17 protein-coding genes, 3 tRNA genes and 1 pseudogene are annotated in these 17,606 nt (G+C 48.9%); 5 read left to right on the top strand and 16 right to left on the bottom strand.

The window, feature by feature from the left end; translation table 11 throughout:
* Positions 1 to 59 precede the first annotated feature (59 nt).
* The 3 genes from BN2591_RS22585 to BN2591_RS24830 are packed head-to-tail and all read left to right on the top strand — an operon-like array spanning position 60 to position 1,855.
* Positions 60 to 1,211, top strand: coding sequence for a phage late control D family protein (locus BN2591_RS22585; protein WP_086873994.1), 1,152 nt, complete (start codon positions 60 to 62; stop codon positions 1,209 to 1,211).
* Between the two features lie 48 nt (positions 1,212 to 1,259).
* Entirely contained in the window at positions 1,260 to 1,508 is a 249-nt protein-coding gene (locus BN2591_RS22580; protein WP_086873993.1) for an Ogr/Delta-like zinc finger protein, read from the top strand.
* Between the two features lie 41 nt (positions 1,509 to 1,549).
* On the top strand, positions 1,550 to 1,855 hold the full coding sequence (locus BN2591_RS24830) for a hypothetical protein (protein WP_244173055.1): 306 nt from the start codon (positions 1,550 to 1,552) through the stop codon (positions 1,853 to 1,855).
* Positions 1,856 to 2,128: 273 nt separating this feature from the next.
* On the opposite strand, the gene BN2591_RS22570 is transcribed toward BN2591_RS24830, so the two are convergent.
* From BN2591_RS22570 to uvrY, 6 genes are all read right to left on the bottom strand, one after another.
* Positions 2,129 to 2,215 (bottom strand) — tRNA-Leu (locus BN2591_RS22570).
* A 13-nt stretch (positions 2,216 to 2,228) separates the two neighbouring features.
* Positions 2,229 to 2,302, bottom strand: a tRNA-Cys gene (locus tag BN2591_RS22565).
* A gap of 54 nt (positions 2,303 to 2,356) precedes the next feature.
* Positions 2,357 to 2,432 (bottom strand) — tRNA-Gly (locus BN2591_RS22560).
* Positions 2,433 to 2,581: 149 nt separating this feature from the next.
* Complete coding sequence (gene pgsA, locus BN2591_RS22555) at positions 2,582 to 3,130, bottom strand: CDP-diacylglycerol--glycerol-3-phosphate 3-phosphatidyltransferase (RefSeq protein WP_017458337.1); 549 nt, start codon at positions 3,128 to 3,130, stop codon at positions 2,582 to 2,584.
* Positions 3,131 to 3,186: 56 nt separating this feature from the next.
* Positions 3,187 to 5,019: an excinuclease ABC subunit UvrC gene (gene uvrC / locus BN2591_RS22550; protein WP_086873992.1), complete on the bottom strand. Its 1,833-nt coding sequence runs from the start codon at positions 5,017 to 5,019 to the stop codon at positions 3,187 to 3,189.
* Complete coding sequence (gene uvrY / locus BN2591_RS22545) at positions 5,016 to 5,672, bottom strand: UvrY/SirA/GacA family response regulator transcription factor (RefSeq protein WP_017458339.1); 657 nt, start codon at positions 5,670 to 5,672, stop codon at positions 5,016 to 5,018. Before uvrY ends, uvrC begins: the two co-directional genes overlap by 4 nt.
* A 359-nt stretch (positions 5,673 to 6,031) precedes the next feature.
* On the opposite strand from uvrY, the gene BN2591_RS25035 reads away from it, so the two are divergent.
* Together BN2591_RS25035 and BN2591_RS22540 are read left to right on the top strand one after the other, a co-directional pair.
* On the top strand, positions 6,032 to 6,142 hold the full coding sequence (locus tag BN2591_RS25035; protein ID WP_419177755.1) for a hypothetical protein: 111 nt from the start codon (positions 6,032 to 6,034) through the stop codon (positions 6,140 to 6,142).
* Positions 6,139 to 6,363 (top strand): DUF2594 family protein, encoded by a 225-nt coding sequence (locus BN2591_RS22540; RefSeq protein ID WP_020454169.1) that lies wholly within the window; start codon positions 6,139 to 6,141, stop codon positions 6,361 to 6,363. The genes BN2591_RS25035 and BN2591_RS22540 overlap by 4 nt, the downstream gene beginning before the upstream one ends.
* A 66-nt stretch (positions 6,364 to 6,429) precedes the next feature.
* On the opposite strand, the gene sdiA is transcribed toward BN2591_RS22540, so the two are convergent.
* The 10 genes and pseudogenes from sdiA to BN2591_RS22490 form a co-directional block, all read right to left on the bottom strand.
* Entirely contained in the window at positions 6,430 to 7,152 is a 723-nt protein-coding gene (gene sdiA / locus BN2591_RS22535; protein WP_086873991.1) for a quorum-sensing transcriptional regulator SdiA, read from the bottom strand.
* A gap of 285 nt (positions 7,153 to 7,437) precedes the next feature.
* On the bottom strand, positions 7,438 to 8,190 hold the full coding sequence (gene tcyN / locus BN2591_RS22530) for an L-cystine ABC transporter ATP-binding protein TcyN (RefSeq protein ID WP_086873990.1): 753 nt from the start codon (positions 8,188 to 8,190) through the stop codon (positions 7,438 to 7,440).
* Positions 8,187 to 8,855, bottom strand: coding sequence for a cystine ABC transporter permease (gene tcyL, locus BN2591_RS22525; protein WP_086873989.1), 669 nt, complete (start codon positions 8,853 to 8,855; stop codon positions 8,187 to 8,189). Before tcyL ends, tcyN begins: the two co-directional genes overlap by 4 nt.
* Before the next feature lie 21 nt (positions 8,856 to 8,876).
* Positions 8,877 to 9,863, bottom strand: a complete 987-nt coding sequence (dcyD, locus tag BN2591_RS22520; RefSeq protein ID WP_086873988.1) for a D-cysteine desulfhydrase — start codon at positions 9,861 to 9,863, stop codon at positions 8,877 to 8,879.
* Between the two features lie 108 nt (positions 9,864 to 9,971).
* Complete coding sequence (tcyJ, locus tag BN2591_RS22515) at positions 9,972 to 10,772, bottom strand: cystine ABC transporter substrate-binding protein (RefSeq protein ID WP_017458346.1); 801 nt, start codon at positions 10,770 to 10,772, stop codon at positions 9,972 to 9,974.
* Positions 10,773 to 10,855: 83 nt separating this feature from the next.
* Positions 10,856 to 11,407 carry a flagella biosynthesis regulatory protein FliZ gene (gene fliZ, locus BN2591_RS22510; protein WP_017458347.1) on the bottom strand — a complete coding sequence of 184 codons (552 nt, stop codon included), beginning with the start codon at positions 11,405 to 11,407 and terminating at the stop codon, positions 10,856 to 10,858.
* 62 nt (positions 11,408 to 11,469) lie between these two features.
* Positions 11,470 to 12,189 (bottom strand): RNA polymerase sigma factor FliA, encoded by a 720-nt coding sequence (locus tag BN2591_RS22505; RefSeq protein WP_007371523.1) that lies wholly within the window; start codon positions 12,187 to 12,189, stop codon positions 11,470 to 11,472.
* Positions 12,190 to 12,491: 302 nt separating this feature from the next.
* Entirely contained in the window at positions 12,492 to 16,163 is a 3,672-nt protein-coding gene (locus BN2591_RS22500) for a glycosyltransferase (protein WP_086873987.1), read from the bottom strand.
* A 245-nt stretch (positions 16,164 to 16,408) separates the two neighbouring features.
* A pseudogene (tnpA, locus tag BN2591_RS22495) lies at positions 16,409 to 16,844 on the bottom strand (IS200/IS605 family transposase).
* 158 nt (positions 16,845 to 17,002) lie between these two features.
* A partial coding sequence (locus BN2591_RS22490) for a flagellin (RefSeq protein WP_143468280.1) occupies positions 17,003 to 17,606 on the bottom strand: 604 nt, incomplete at its 5' end.

Raw genomic sequence — 17,606 nt, 5'->3', positions numbered from 1 at the left:
ACAAACGACAGTTTTCTGCTTCGCGCGCGCATGAAACTATCAGCGCCGGAGGAGTTCACATGGCACTGTCAGCAGACGCAATCAGCAAAACCAAAGCACAACTGGATAAGAGCGCACAGACATTTCAGGATTTTCAGGATGAGCTGTCACCGGTTCCGGCGTTCCGGATCATGCTTGGTGGCAAAGCACTGACCATACTGGATGACCGGCTTATTTCACTGGAACTGACCGACAACCGGGGATTTGAAGCCGATGAACTGACGATCACTATTGCTGACAGTGACGGCCAGTTGCAGTTGCCGCCGCGCGGGGCGGAACTGTCAGTGTCCATCGGCTGGCGTGGCGAGCCGCTGGTCTATAAAGGGATTTATACCCTGGATGAAGTGGCGCATTCCGGGCCGCCTGATCGCCTGGAACTGACGGCACGCAGCGCTGATTTCAGGGATGAATTCAACACCAAGCGCGAAGTGTCCTGGCATGACGTTAAGGTTGAGCGCGTCATTTCCGCCATCGCTCACCGGTATAAACTGACGCCGGTTATTTCTGAGCAGCTCATCAACATCGAGATCGATCACGCCGATCAGACGCAGGAAAGTGATATGTCTTTCCTGACGAGAATGGCGGAAATGCTGGGCGCCATTGCCACAATCAAAAATGGCAGCCTGTTGTTTATTCTGCCGGGTGGCGGCGTGAGCGCCAGTGCTAAGCCGCTGCCGGAATTCTCAATCACCCGTTCAAGTGGTGACCGCCATTCATTCCGTATTGCTGATCGCGATGCCTATACAGGCGTAAGGGCGTACTGGCTGGATCTGGAATTCGGCAAAAAGAAAAAAGTAACGGTCAAAAACCGCAAGCCGAAAAAGAAAAAGCCACCACGCAGCAGCGCCAGAGACGGGGATTATCTGGAGGGTGAAGACGGCAACGTCTATGTATTACGCAAAACATACGCCAGTGAAACAGCGGCTAAGCGCGCCGCTGCTGCCAAATGGCAACAACTCAAACGGGGTGCAGCGGAATTTACATTAACACTGGCGCGGGGCCGTGCCGATCTCTACCCGGAAATGCACGGAACCGTTACGGGGTTTAAATCCGATATTGATTCTCAGGACTGGATTATTGCCCGTGCTGCACATTCAATTGATGACGGTGGATTTAAAACCCGGCTGGAGCTGGAAGCCAAAATACCGGAATGGATTGCAGAGACTGAATAAACGAAGCCATAATAACTGCGAGTTCAACTCCCGCCACGGGAGGCCATCATGTTTGTTTGCCCAATTTGTGGTGCTGTCGCTCGCACACGCACCAGTCGCCGTCTCAGTGAGATGACGATCCGTCAGTATCATCAGTGCCAGAACTTTGAATGCAGCATCACATTTACCACACTTAACAGTGTGGAAAAGCTGGTAACGAAGCGCGGCCCCCGCGAGAAATTACCGGATGATTTCATTCCCATTGATGCATTTCCATCCTCACATTATGGGAATGGTCAATTAGATCTGTTGGTATAAAATGTTTGTCGCCTCAATATTTTTATGGAAGCAAGGAAATCATGAAGAAAATTTTAAGCACAGCAACCCTTTTATTTATCAGTAGCGCTGCCTCAGCAGCAAGCCTTAAAGGTGACTATCCTGCTTGCACGTCTGAAAATGCATTTGAGAAATTACAAGCCATCATTCAGCACAAAGATCAAGATTCTTACAAAGAAATCATGGGTACAGAATGTTTTTTCCCGAAGAAAGATTTGCCAGTTGATAAAATCGTATCAATGGGATGGACAAGCGGCGTCGCACAAGTAAAAGTTTACTTCAAAGGTGAACTATACGATTTGTGGACTAACACAGAGAATCTTCAATAATCGAATTACAATGATGAGAGATTATAAAAGACCCCGTGAAAACGGGGCTCTTTCATTATAACACTCTAAATTTTGCCAAATCATGTCAGTCTGATTAGATGAATATATTTTATATCACCTGAATGATAACTTGGACTTTCTGTACTAAGTGCTTTAGTTACCGCCACACCATCGCCATTTCATCGCCACTCAGCAAATTTCAGGCATAAAAAAACCGCCTTCAAGGGCGGTTTCACGACACTGCTTATCATTGATTTTATTCTTGTTTTCCCATGGTACCCGGAGCGGGACTTGAACCCGCACAGCGCGAACGCCGAGGGATTTTAAATCCCTTGTGTCTACCGATTCCACCATCCGGGCTCGGGAAGGAAATTGGAGGCGCGTTCCGGAGTCGAACCGGACTAGACGGATTTGCAATCCGCTACATAACCGCTTTGCTAACGCGCCTGAATACTACAGGTTTTTCAACCCGCACCCGCTAATATAGCCGATGCATTAAACTGGAGCGGGAAACGAGACTCGAACTCGCGACCCCGACCTTGGCAAGGTCGTGCTCTACCAACTGAGCTATTCCCGCATAATCAAGATTTGTTGTAATGTCTTGATTTTACAATCATCTGGCGAGCTACGCCGCCTTCCGATGCGTTGCATTCTACTTACCTGACGCACTGAGTCAACGATATTTTTCAAAACCCGGATCGTTTGCTGAAAATTGCGACGAAACGATCACGGTTCAAGCAGATCGCCACGCGCAGCGTTGAGATATTGCAGCATTGACCACAGCGTTAACACTGCGGCAACGAAAAACAGCGCGATTCCGGCATATTCAACCCAGATATTCGGACGCCAGAGGAGCCATACCAGCGCAACCATCTGCGACGTGGTTTTGACTTTACCAATCCACGAAACGGCCACGCGGCTGCGCTTACCCATTTCCGCCATCCATTCACGCAGCGCAGAGATAATGATCTCGCGCGCGATCATCGTTGCCGCAGGCAGCGTCACCCACCAGCTGTGATAGTGTTCTGCGACCAGCACCATCGCAATCGCGACCAGCACTTTATCAGCAACAGGATCAAGGAAGGCACCAAAACGGGTACTTTGATTCCAGCGACGCGCCAGAAAACCGTCAAACCAGTCAGTTACCGCAGCACAACAGAAAATCAGCGCACAAACAAACGGCGCCCACGGAAAGGGAAGATAAAACGCCAGCACGAAAAACGGGATCAGGATGACGCGAAATAGGGTGAGCAACGTAGGGATATTAAATCGCATAGTGGCGTTAACTGTCTGTTGTCCGTAAATATTCGCTCTATGGTGCTACAGAGCCCTTAATGTTTCAACGAGTAGTAGATCTTTTCTGCCAGTCCTTGCGAGATGCCCGGCACTTTTGAGATTTCATCAATACTTGCATTGAGTAAACCTTGTAAACCGCCCATGTATTTTAACAACATCTGACGTCGCTTCGGCCCGACGCCTTCAATGGTTTCCAGGGAACTGGTGTTTTTTACCTTCGCGCGTTTTTTGCGGTGTCCGCTGATGGCATGATCGTGCGACTCATCGCGAATATGCTGGATAACATGCAGCGCTGGTGAATCCGGTGGCAGACTAAAACCCTCGCCTTCCGGCTCAAAGAACAACGTTTCCAGACCGGCTTTGCGATCGGCGCCTTTCGCTACGCCCAGCAGCAAAGGTTTATTTTTATCCCACGCCACATCCAGTTCGGCAAAAACGGCTTTCGCCTGCCCTAACTGCCCTTTACCACCATCGATAAGGATCACATCAGGGATTTTGCTCTCTTCGATCGCTTTACCGTAGCGGCGACGCAGCACCTGATTCATCGCCGCGTAATCATCACCCGGCGTGATTCCGCTAATGTTGTAACGTCGATACTCCGCCCGCAACGGGCCATTGGCATCAAATACCACGCATGAGGCCACCGTTTGCTCCCCCATCGTGTGGCTGATATCGAAACACTCCATACGCTTCACTTCCGGCAACTCCAGCACGCTAGCCAGCGCAGCAAGCCGCTGGTGAACCGTAGACTGCTGAGAAAGTTTGGTTGCCAGCGCCGTGGCGGCGTTGGTACGCGCCAGCTTAAGGTAACGCGCACGATCGCCGCGCGGTTTGGTTTGCACATTCACCCGTCGGCCTGCGAGTTCGGAAAGCGAGTCGCTCAGGAGCGTTTTATCGCTCAAGTTGAAATCGAGCAAGATTTCACCCGGCAAGGTACGCATCTGGCTACCCTGCAAATAGAACTGGCCAACAAAGGTCTCCACGACTTCGCCAAGCTCGGTGCCGCCCGGCACTTTTGGAAAATAGCTGCGACTGCCAAGTACTTTACCCTGACGGATAAAAAGTACATGTACGCAGGCCATTCCGGCATCAAAAGCCACGCCAATAACGTCCAAATCGTCGCCAGTATTAGAAACAAACTGTTTTTCCGTCACGCGGCGTACGGCCTGAATCTGGTCGCGGACACGCGCCGCTTCTTCAAACTCCAGCGCCTGGCTGGCTTTTTCCATGCGCGCGATAAGCTGAGTCAGTACCTGGTCATCTTTGCCGGCAAGAAAGAGGCGCACGTAGTCAACCTGCTGCGCATACTCCTCCTCGCTGACCAACCCGGCGACACAGGGCCCAAGGCAACGACCAATCTGGTATTGCAGGCACGGGCGTGAACGATTGCGATAGACGCTGTTCTCACACTGGCGAACAGGGAAAATTTTCTGCAGCAGCGCCAGCGTCTCGCGCACGGCATAGCCATTCGGAAAAGGCCCGAAGTACTCCCCTTTCGCATGCTTCGCGCCGCGGTGCATGGAAAGACGAGGATGCGTATCGCCGCTGAGAAAAATAAACGGGTAGGATTTATCGTCACGTAACAACACGTTATACCGGGGCTGGTAGAGCTTAATGTAGTTATGCTCAAGCAACAGCGCTTCGGTTTCCGTATGGGTAACGGTGACATCAATCTGCTGGATCTGTGCAACCAGCGCTTCCGTTTTACGTGAGGCAAGGTTGCTGCGAAAATAGCTGGAAAGCCGTTTTTTCAGGTCTTTCGCTTTACCGACATAGATAACAGTTCCACCGGCATCATACATACGATAAACGCCGGGTTTACTGGTAACCGTTTTGAGAAATGCTTTCGAATCAAAAACTTCAGTCACTGACTTATTAACGTCTCCGCATTGCACAACCCGTGGCGAATAGCGAGGTGCGTCAGTTCGACGTCGCCGTGAATGTTCAATTTGCTGAACATACGATAGCGGTAGCTATTCACCGTTTTTGGGCTCAGATGTAGCTGCTCTGAGATCTCATTGACCTTCTGGCCTTTGGTGATCATCAGCATAATCTGCAATTCACGTTCAGACAAACTGTCGAACGGCGAGTCCGTTTTTTCGGGTTCGATTTGGCTGAGCGCCATTTGCTGAGCAATGTCAGAAGCGATATAGCGCTGGCCAGACTGCACGGAGCGGATAGCGTTCACCATTTCCTGCGGCGCGGCGCCTTTGCTGAGGTATCCTGCTGCACCTGCCTGCATCACTTTCGCAGGCAGTGGGTTTTCAGTGTGGACAGTAAGCATAATCACTTTGGTATCAGCGCTACCACGCGCGATTTTCCGCGTCGCTTCGAGGCCGCCGATACCGGGCATGTTCATATCCATCAGAACGACGTCAACCGTATTGGCGCGACACCATTTAATGGCATCTTCCCCGCAGTTGACCTCGCCGATAACTTTTATGCCCTTAATGTCTTCAAGAATGCGTCGTATCCCTGCGCGCACCAGTTCATGGTCATCAACAAGTAGTACGTTGATCAATGGAGTATCTCCGAAATAGGGATAACGCGACAAAAACCTTATTCAACGTATATTAACTTTTTTTCATCTAACAGTGAAAGGTTAAAAAACCCGTAACTTTCGATTTTGTTCGCGTTTTTGGAAATTAAGTTATACAGCGTCTGGAAAGTTTCGCGATCTTTTTAAGCGCAGCGCTAAAAAAGTTTTAGGCCTGCTTTTCAAGCCGTTACCCGACAATGGTGTTTGCAGGTCTGACTATTAGCACGCTTTGCATGTAACAACCATTAACTGCCTCTAAACCTTACTTAAACATATATTCTTCGACAATTAAAAGCAGCACGGTTAATTACCGTCAGGTTTAATTTAATAAACTAAAAACAATGATCAAAAAACAACCGCTGCTTTCTTTTGCCATCATTATGGTATACTCCGCCGCTTTGACAGTGTCCGTCGCGCACCTGCGCGACACCGTAACGAGGAAAATAAATTGAGCACACCTGATTTTTCCACTGCTGATAACGCAAAGGAACTGGCGCTGGAAGTCTCCTGCCTGAAATCAATGATTACGCTGATGCTGCAGGCTATGGGCCAGGCAGACGCCGGACGCGTTATCCTTAAAATGGAAAAGCAAATCGAACAAATGGAAGACGAAGCTCAGGCGACGGTATTTTCCGGTACTGTTAAGCAAATTAAACAAGCCTATCGCCAGTAAATAATAACCGGCTGCCAAATAACTTTGTCAGCTGGCTATCTTTGCCGGGCAAAACATAAGGGATATTTAAATCATCCCTGTCGCCGCTGCGTAGCATGCGATCTGTGTTTTGTTCGGCGCGTTAAATTTCTTCTGCATATTTTTTTGATGAAAATTAACTGTGTTTTCGGATATGGATAAAATCATCGCGATCTCTGCAGATGTTTTCCCTTCCGCCGTCCACTTGAGAATTTCACGTTCACGCTTACTGAATTTCATTTCAGGCGCCAGCACCATCTGATCTTCCAGACGCGTTAATGCCAGCAGGCTTAACTGCACCAGTGTCTGCAGGCGCAATTCAATTTCATCATCCGACATCATTTTGCCAAACAGGCTGGTGCGCGATACGGATAAAAAACCCATTGCATGATTGGGCAACATCAGGCACTGCGAAATACCTTTGCGCAATCCGTGATCCCGTGCCGCATCCCACAATACCATGGCATCGCGAAAGAGTTTGTCATTCCAGGGAAGATGACCCTGAATGAAGTTTTCAGCCTTCAGCACCGGGTCAATAGCAAAGTAGTTCTCTGCCTGATAATGCTGCATCCACGCTTGCGGATAAGAGGTTTCAACGCTCAACTTCGGCCGGGTAAAAGGCACCGGGTGACGAACGCAAAGCGAGAAATAATCAAATTCCAGCAGCTGTGTCTGCCGCTGTAATTCTGAATAAACATCCTGGGACGTTGTCATCTCCTGGAACCGCGACATCATGTCACGACGCCAGGTAAAGAATTCTGTATCCTGCATACCGACCGGTAATACCCCTGACTTTAATAATCATTATTTTGTATACAATAAGCTAACACATAAAACTTAATTATAAATATAAAATATCGATGCAGCCGGAAATAAGTTGCGTTTAACGCCAGCGTTAACGGCATCTTCAGGAAGGAATAACTGGCTGGCTTTTCAGCCGCACGGCAGAAAGTCGGGAAATATCCCTGCAAAATCTGTATGTAATAAAAGCAGTGAATTTTAACTTAAGTAAAATTAACGCGATTCAGCCAATTTGTGCGCTGAACCGCGTAAGCATTACTGCATGAGGAATTTTTCCAGAAACTGGCGCGTACGCGGTTGTTGCGGGTCGGCAAACAACGCTTTCGCGGGGCCTTGTTCCACAATCCGCCCCTGATCCATAAATATTGCCCTGTCTGCCACGTCACGCGCAAAGCTCATCTCATGCGTGACAATCACCATCGTGCGTTTTTCTTGCGCCAGTTGGCGAATGGCATTAAGCACTTCCCCCACCAGTTCAGGATCGAGCGCGGATGTCGGCTCGTCAAACAGGATCACATCCGGACGCATCGCCAGCGCACGGGCTATTGCCACACGCTGTTGCTGCCCACCCGACAGGCGCCGTGGATAGCTATTCTCTTTGCCACTCAGCCCCACTTTTACCAGCAGTTCACGCGCCCGCGCGGCCGCCTCGTCTTTTGGTTCGCCTTTGACGATCACCGGCCCTTCAATAATGTTTTCCAGTACTGTCCGGTGCGGGAACAAATTGAAGCTCTGAAAAACAAACCCGACATGCTGGCGTAACTGGCGGATAGCGCTTTTCTGCTGGCTCAGCGATCGCGCGGTATCAATGGTGATATCACCCACGCGGATTGTGCCGTGCTCCGGCTGTTCAAGCAGGTTAATACTGCGCAACAAGGTGGTTTTACCGGAGCCGCTCGGGCCAATAATCGCCACCACTTCGCCCTGTTGCACCTCAAGATCGATACCGTGCAACACCGTCTGGCCGTGGAATTTTTTCACCAGATTTTTCACGTCGATAGCACTCATTTCGGATCACGCTCCTGACGATTAAGCTGGTTTTCGAAATAGTTTTGCAGCGAAGAGAGCACCGTCGCCATTACCCAGTAAATCAGCGACGCCGCAAGGTACATAGTGAACACTTCCAGCGTACGGGAAGTGATTAACTGCGCCTGACGAAACAGCTCCGGCACCTGGATAGTGGCTGCCAGTGACGTATCTTTCACCAGGCTAATAAAACTGTTGCTCAGCGGCGGCAGCGCGACACGCGCGGCCTGCGGGAGAATAGCCCGACGCAGCGTCTGCCACGGCGTCATGCCAATACTGGCCGCCGCTTCCCACTGCCCTTTATCGATAGACGAAATCGCCGCGCGCAGCGTCTCCGCCGCGTAGGCCGCCGTATTAAGTGACAGACCGATCATCGCCGACGGAATAGGATCCAGCTCAATACCAAACTGCGGCAGACCGTAATAGATCATAAACAACTGGGCGATAAGCGGCGTACCGCGAAAAATCGAAATGTAAAACCGTGCCAGCCAGCGCACAGGTAACAGCGACGACATGCGCATCAGCGCCAGCAGAAAGCCCAACAGTAAGCCAAAAAACATCCCGCCAATACTGAGTTGCAGTGTAAATACCGCGCCCTTTAACAGGTAAGGTGCGGAGTCGATAACCAGTTGTAGACTCTCTTGCATTATTTTTGCTCTGCCTGGGTATTAAATATGGGGGTGATAGGCAAACAGCGCCGGAGCGCCGCCCGTATGGATAAACAGGATGGGCCCGTTATCTTTAAAGCGATTCTGCTCAATGCCATCCAGTAAGCCGGCCATCGCTTTGCCGGTATAAACCGGATCCAGCAAAATACCTTCCAGGCGGGCAAGCAATTTCACCGCTTCCATTCCTTCATCATTCGGTGTGCCGTAACCTGGCGCGAAGTAGTCATCCCACAACAGAATATCGGCGTTGGCCTGCAATTCGAGTTCCCGCGCGATAGCCTGCTGCAGCGTCACCACTTTCGGTTTTTGATCCGCAACGCTTCTTGAGACCGTCACGCCAATCAGTTCCACATCGGGCATCAGTTGCTCAAGCCCGACCGCCAGACCGGCGTGCGTACCGGCACTGCCGGAAGCGACCACAACCGATGAAAGGCCAACTGCGCCTTCGCATTGCCGGGCTATCTCCAGCGCGCTTTCCACATACCCCATTGCGCCCAGCGCGTTTGACCCCCCCACCGGGATCACATAAGGACGAAACCCCTGCGCTTCTATGCGCGTCGCCAGTTCCGCCAGTTGCGCCGTGGGATCGGTCAACGCGTCGCACATTTCAATCTGCGCATTAAACAGATCCAGCAGCAAACGGTTGCCGTTAGTCAGGTAGTTTTCTGCCGTGGTGCCAATTGGGTTTTCTAATAGCGCAACACAGTGCAGGCCTAATTTCGCCGCCACCGCCGCCGTCTGGCGGACATGGTTGGACTGAATTGCCCCTGCGGTAATCAGCGTATCCGCGCCCTCACGCAGCGCATCCGCCGCCAGAAACTCGAGTTTGCGCAGCTTATTGCCGCCCATCGCCACCGGTGTTACATCATCGCGTTTGATAAAAATTTCGCGCCCCAGGTAATCGGAAAGCCGCGGCAAATATTCCAGCGGCGTGGGCGCGCCAATCAACTCCAGGCGCGGAAAGCGGGTCACATTGTGCAAGGGCATAAAACCTCCGAATACCAGGTAACGTTAGCAATGGTTTTTATTATGCACACTAAAGTCGATGAAATAAAAAAGGCGCTTGATTAAGCGCCTTTTTTTAGCGGGCAACGATTACTTCGTCACATCCGCGCCAAACCATTTTTCCGACAGCGTTTTCATGGTGCCGTCTTTTTGCATCTCGGCAATGGCTGCGTCGATAGCTTTCAGCAAATCGTCATTGCCTTTACGCAACGCAACGCCGGATTCCTGACGCGAGAAAGCATCCCCCGCCACCGCCAGCGTATCTTTGGTTTTCTTCACCAGATCCAGCGCGGCCAGACGATCGACCAGGATAGCGTCAATACGGCCAACGCGCAGATCCTGATATTTAGTCGGGTCATCATCGTAGGTGCGAATATCAACGCCCTGCACGTTCTTACGCAGCCACTCTTCATAGTTGGTGCCAAGACCCACACCCACTTTCTTGCCTTTCAGATCCGCCGCGGATTTAATCCCCGCTTCGTTGCCTTTTTTCACCAGCGCCTGGATACCGGAAACGGTATAGGGCGTGGAGAAATCATACTTTTTCTTGCGCTCATCGGAGATGGTGACCTGGTTAATCACCACGTCGATGCGTTTAGAATCCAGCGATGCCAGCATGCCGTCCCATTTGGTGGGTTTCAGGGATGCTTTTACGCCAAGATGCTGCGCCAACGCTTCGGCGAACTCCACTTCAAAACCAGTAAGCTTGCCATCGTCGCCCTGGAAACTAAACGGCGGATATGTACCTTCCAGACCCACCAACAGCGTGCCACGCTCTTTGACTTTATTGAGCAGGTTTTCCGCCGCGAATGTTTTCACGCTCATACCTGCTACCAGCGCGACGGCCATCACACCCATCAGCGCCTGACGTCCCAAAAGTGCTAGTTTCATAGTTACCCCGATAAAGACATTGGCTGTAGTGTAAGGTGCCTGACGCTAAGTACAAGCACAACTCGGCTACATCTTATTCCTTTTTAATATAAATCAGATGTTGCACCTACAGCGATTTTTTGCACGGAAGCAAAACGCATCTGGGTTTTAAACTGCGCATATTTGCGCAAAGCAATCCGATAATTATTGGTACTTGTCGCCGGTAACCACGGTTCCAGATTTTCGTCGAGGAACCCTTCTTCAAGCAGTTGTCGGGAAATATTGAGTTCAGTGAGATGGTTGCCGAGGCGGCGCAAACGCACGACATACTCGCGCACCGTACCGTGGCTCATTTCGGTTTGTTCGAAAAGATATTGTTTAAAACCGATGATGTCGAAGAAATCGCTCTGCTCTTTGCAGTGCAGATCGCCGCAAAAACGACAGAGTGCGACCCACTCTTTTTGCTCTTGTTGCCAGGCCGCTTCATCCAACAGCATATCCAGACGCGAAATCGCGATTTTATTCACAATTTCGCCCCGGCGTACCAGTGTGATGCGATCAAGCAGCTTGTGGCAGTGTGCGCAATGCGTCTGGCTGTGTTTAAAGTCTTTAAGGTAGCGGCTTAGAGGCCGTCTTTTAGGTTGCTGCACCGTCATGATAACTCCTGGTTGTCAATGCGTTGTACAGCATTTACCAGGAGTGATGCAGAATCACCGACCTATAACTTACCCAGCTTGGTACGTAAGCGTTTAATGGCCTGGCTATGGAGCTGGCTGACTCGTGATTCCCCGACTTCCAGAACGGCGCCAATCTCTTTCAGATTGAGTTCTTCCTGGTAGTACAGTGTCAGGACAAGTTGTTCACGTTCCGGCAGCGACTCAATCGCTTCCATGACCCGGTGACGTAAATTACTTTCCATTAACTGGAATAACGGGTTTTCCTGTTGATGATCGTCGGTGACCAGCTCGATACTGTCGCCATGCTCTTCCCGCCATTCATCATAGGAGAAAAGCTGGCTGTTATTGGTATCGAGCAGCATCTGACGGTATTCCTCTACAGGAATTCCAAGACGCTGCGACACTTCTGTTTCCGTCGCGTTACGTCCCAGTTCTTGCTCAAGTTGCCCCATTGCCTGCGCCACTTCGCGGGCATTACGCCGAACGCTGCGCGGCACCCAATCGCGGCTGCGCAATTCGTCCAGCATCGCCCCACGAATACGCTGTACTGCGTAAGTGGTAAATGCCGTTCCTTGCAGAGCGTCATATCGGTCTACTGCATTCAGTAAACCGATACCGCCCGCCTGTAGCAGGTCGTCCAGTTCCACACTCGCCGGCAAACGCACCTGCAGGCGCAATGCTTCGTGACGCACAAGAGGTACATAACGCTGCCACAGCGAGTGTTTATCCATTACACCTTCAGCGGTATAGAGTGAATTCACGATAAACAGCCCTGCGTTAATTGAGTTATCGGCACGATTATCCGATTCTGGAGTGGTTTTAATCGGATGAATAGGCGCTAAAAAAGACGTGTTTTTATTGGTATAGGTTTGGAATGTGAGCTAAATGCCATTTTAAAAAAGAAAAACAATGCGTTAAGCAGAAATAAAAACTGAACATTCTCATCTTAACATTTGAGCTTATAAGTCAGCTCAAGGGGAAGACGGGACACGAATTGCACCTGAGCAAAGGCACAATTCGTTCTGTTAATGCATGAATTTACAAAATTTTTTACTTAGGTAAGTTACTCAACCCAAGCATTTCGCCAAGTTTCCAGCAACTCCCCTTCCAGCATCCAATTATCGTTGATGGCTTCCCTCAACTTATCGCCGAGCACGGGGAGCGTATCTGGATTATTGATATGATCCTTAATCGCTTTAACCCATGCCGAGAATTCATTTTTAACTAACGTTACAGGAAGCCCGCACCGGTATGGTTCTATATCTGTGCAGATAATCGGAATACCACAAACACCCAACTCCAGTAAACGTAAGTTACTTTTACAGACGTTAAATTGATTAATTTCAAGCGGAACAAGCGCAAGGTCAAGATCAAGGCTTGCAAGTTTTTCAGGATATACCTCGATTGGAACCCCCTTGTGAAATTCGCAATCAATCCCCTGCGGCTGCATTCCCATAAATACCCATTGCACATCATTTTCAAACATTTTCATTAATGGTTTGAGAATGGATAAGTCACCGGTATGAGTCGCGCCGCCAGCCCAACCAACACGCAATCTCTGTCCAACCTGCCGACGTGATTTTAATTTACCCCAGATATCGCGAGGCAGCCCGTTTGGTGCCACCACGATGGAGTCAGAAAATCGAAAGAACTCTTCAGCCAGCGCAGGGGTGGAAACCACTATCCGATCAGCTAACTGACAATCTTTGCGGATATCCTTGATGATATCCTGCTTAATAAAACGACGAACTGAACTACGCACAGGGATATTCGGAGCATAGTCGTCATAATCAAGGATGATATTTGCATTAGAGAATTTCTTGATTCTCTCTATATATGACGACAATCCCCTACGTGCCCCTGGCTGAATAAGTATCGTATCAGGTTCAAACTCCATAATATCTGGAAGTTTAAGTAAAAGATCGCTCGTACCACCGTCAATAAAAAGCTCATTTGCCAGTGCATTGAAAGGGTGAATAATTCTATAGTAACCACAACCGTGCCTGTCGGCGTTATTAGCGATAACCACAGGAAGCGGTTTACCAGGCAGATTACGATGCACTGTCGCCAGATACGGCGATAATTCGAAGCCAGGTGAATGTCGGCTCAGGTTACGATTATAAGCCGGATCGGAATGCAGTGAAGAAAGCCATTTTTCGTAAAAACGCTCTTGCAGGCCAGCATCACTCTGGCGACTACTCGCAAAACCGATATTAAGACACACTAATCTGACGGAAGGGACTAGAACATGGCAATAGCCGTTTTGTGTTAATCGCAAAGCCAAATCCACTTCGCTAAAACCCGCCGTAAATTCATCTGCATTGAATCCGGATACGGCAATAAATACGTCTTTACGAACTAATAAACATTCATGCGTCAACGCACTCATGTTATTGGCTACCTGCAAGCGATTTAAATAACCAGCAGCAGCAGTGGATTCACCATCGAAGATTCTGCCAACATTACCGTTCATCCCTAAAACCAGGCCAGCGCCAATCACCTGGGCATCTTGGTTAATAATTTTTGGCCCGACTAACCCGATCTCGGGACGAGAAAAATACCCCGCAAGCGTGCTAAGCCAGTCGGATTCGACGATTAACATGTCTGGATTTAAAAATACGACAATATCACCCCGACTCTCAGTAACCGCCATATTATTCATGCCCGGCCAACTATATCCGCCCTGCCAGCTACATACTCTAAGCTGCGGTATTCCTAAATTAGCCAGCTGTTGCAAATACATTTTAACCTCAGGCAACAATTCATTATAGCTAATAAGAATAATCTCGAACGCAATTCCGTTGGTGAGTTCCAGCAGTTTTTCTACGCAACCACTTAATGCCTTAACATCATTATTGGCAATGATGATGATTGAGGCACTGGCAGTCTCAAACTCCGTATATTTAATATCCAGCGATGCATTATTGTTAATAAAAATGGTATCAATACATGCTTTCACATTCAGGTTAGTAAGGTGTTGACCTACCAGCATTTTGTAATGTTGGTAATTATCTTTTGTTAACCAAGCAAGGCTGGATATGTTTGTACGTAAACATATTTTCTCAAGGTGTTCGATCACGGCAAGCCCTTGCTGCTCAATCAGTTTGAACAACATCGAGACTGCAAAAAACTCACCATAGATATTAATAGATGCGCTTTCCTCGGTTAACGTTGCTACATCAAATGCAAGCATCTTGCCTACATACGGATAGCTTCTTAATAAATCGATGTTGATGTCAGGTTTTAATATAGGATGTGCTTTACCTTCATCGACAAAAATTTCTTCGTCAAAGTAATAAGCTTTTGCCTGAGGTTTCAGCATCTTAGCTTCGGCTATAGCCAGTAAAGTGTGTGGAAAAACTTTATCTCCGGCATGCACAAACAAAACAATGGAAGAGTTGAGTGCAGAAATAATATCGTTAAGGTTTGCATTAAAGCGGCTGCGCTCAGTGCCATTGATCGCTTCAACGTACTGCTGACCTGCAACATCGCCGCTGAGCAGCCAGACCTTATTAGCCTTATATTTCTGCCCTTCAATACTTTCCAATGTCGCTTCAATATCAATCGTCTCTTCCTGGCGATAGATAATGACGTCTATCGGAATTAGAGCATCATTTTCCTTCAAAATGTATTCCACAGCTTCAAGACGTTTTTCACCATCTTGAATCGAGCTAAACCATTTGCTGTATGACCAGGAAGGCTCAACCAATTTCCTGAGTTTTTTGTTATGCAAGTCTATTTCACGGAATGCCGTTTCGCTGAACTGGAAAAAAGAGGCTTCATCATTCAAATCTATCAAGGCAGAAAGTTTGTTATTTAAACTCCAGCGGCTGGCAAACTCAGCACGATTATCCATAACGAAACTGCGCGCTTCTGCATAGCCAGCCAAGAGCTCGTTACAGATAGTGTCACTGCTGCGTTTCTTGTTTGTCGCACGACCGGAGAAATTATGGTAGTGGGATTTTTCCAGATTGTCGGCCATAAGATAGCCATCGCCGCCATACAGATCGTAGATATAGACGGGGACGCCAGCGACTAAAGAATACTGAACCGATTTACCAATCGTGACGACTACATCATAGCTGCTGATTAATTCAGGTGTAACCCGCACCTGCTTGTTATGACCGCCGAGAAGCACACATTCCACGCCTTCTGCTATAAGTAGTTTGGCTGCCTCATCAAGTTCGGGTGGACGGTGATTGGAAATAAATAGTGCTTTTTTTAGTTCAGGAAAAGGTTTCGCAGCATCAGCAGTGATATAGCGATCGGGCACTGGGTTATCAAACAGCGAAATCTTCGCAGGATCGATCCCTTTCACTTTCAGTACATCGCTGCATTCGTATGACACGGCTAAGATGCGATAAGCCATATCGTTTTCTGGTATACCCGGTACAGGTAACTCCATATCCGCAAACGACGACATATGATTGAAAATAAAGCGTGTACGAACCCCTTCTTCAAAGATATGCCTGCGTAGCCATTTGTTCATGACACTATGTTGCAGCCAAATGATATCGTAATCGCCCTCGAACGGATAGTTATCATCGTTGGTCAGTAACAACTTATCCTGGTGTTCCAGTTGCAGAAAAAGTTGCTCAAGATCACCACCAATAAGATGAGTAAAAACATCAACATCCCATCCTTGCTCCAGAAAAAACTGTACGGCTTCCAGCGTGACGAGTTCGCTTCCCTGAAGTTTCTCTAAGTGGTTGGTTGTGATTAATATCCGGGGCATAATTTTTCCATTGGCTGAGTAAGAGGTACTGCAGACAGTACGTCAATAAACTTCGTAAAACTCAAATTTACCTGATAGAACAAAATCCAAATTCGAAAAATCAGCTATAAAACGCGGGTATTCTTGCGGATTACATCAGACAGCGGGTGATTCGCAGCCACAGAAGTGACAGTAAAAGACAACCTTCTGAGAAGGTGGCTTTTGAGAATGCCCCCTGTAAGGGGGCTGCTGTCAACATTCGATAACTACTCCAGCAACTCCATCTGCTGTTCGTGCGTTTGTTCCGTTTTCTCCTGATGCCTCACATACCGCCTGACAATTTCTTCATTCACTCCCACCGTATCGACAAAGCAGCCTCGGGACCAAACAATGGTTTCCCCATAGCGTCTTCCTAATATGTGGAAAACAATTATAAAGCCTGATGGCGCTGCGGCCTTTTAGATGGCCCATCAGAGTTGATATCGAGAGCTTAGATGGAATGATTACAACAAGATGTACATGATCGGGCTGAACATTTAACTCCAGAACCTCACAATCCTTTCTTCCACACAGGATATAGATCGTCCTGTACAGTTCCTTACCCAGCTTATCTTTCAGGATCCTGAATCGGTACTTGGGCGTCCAGACTATGTGGTATTTGCAACGCCAATATACATGGGATGAATTCCTGTAAAGTCCCATGTCGGTTTGTCTCCTTCTACTTGCTTGCGGTAAGTAAGCAGAGATATTCCGGCATGGGCATTCTTCAGGCTATACACCACCTCCTCGGGAGGTGGTGTAGGGATGACAATAAAAAAGCGCCGACAAGCGGCGCTTTTCTTATGTTACGGGTTCTGCGATTAACGCAGCAGGGACAGCATGGTCTGCGGAACCTGGTTGGCCTGGGCCAGGACGGAAGAACCAGCCTGCTGCAGGATCTGCGCGCGGGACATGTTCGACACTTCCGTCGCGTAATCAGAATCCTGAATACGGCTACGGGCAGAAGACAGGTTGTTCACGGTGTTATTAAGGTTGGAGATGGTGGACTCAAAACGGTTCTGAGACGCACCCAGCAGGCTGCGCTGAGTATCGACCGCTTTGATAGCATCGTCGATAGTAGACAGCGCACCGGTAGTGGTAGTACCTGATGTGCCGGTTGCAGTCAGTACATCGAAGCCACTGACTTTGATTTTACGATCAGTGCCGCTGACGCTGGCATTGCCGGCACCGGAAGTACCGGTCGCAGAGTACAGGTTCCAGCCGGAACTATCATTCATGGTGATACCGATAGTCTCACCATCTTTGGAGCCAACCTGGAAGTTGAAAGTTTTCGCATCATCATTGTTCAGTATTTTGATGCCGTTAAAGTCAGTCTGCTTGGTTACTCGGTCGATTTCCGCGAGACGCTGGTTAACCTCAGCCTGGATGGAGTCGATGTCAGAGGCAGAGTTGGAGCTGTTCTGC

The organism is Kosakonia pseudosacchari (assembly GCF_900184035.1).
Lineage (GTDB): Bacteria > Pseudomonadota > Gammaproteobacteria > Enterobacterales > Enterobacteriaceae > Kosakonia > Kosakonia pseudosacchari.
This window is presented reverse-complemented; position numbering and strand designations above follow the sequence as displayed.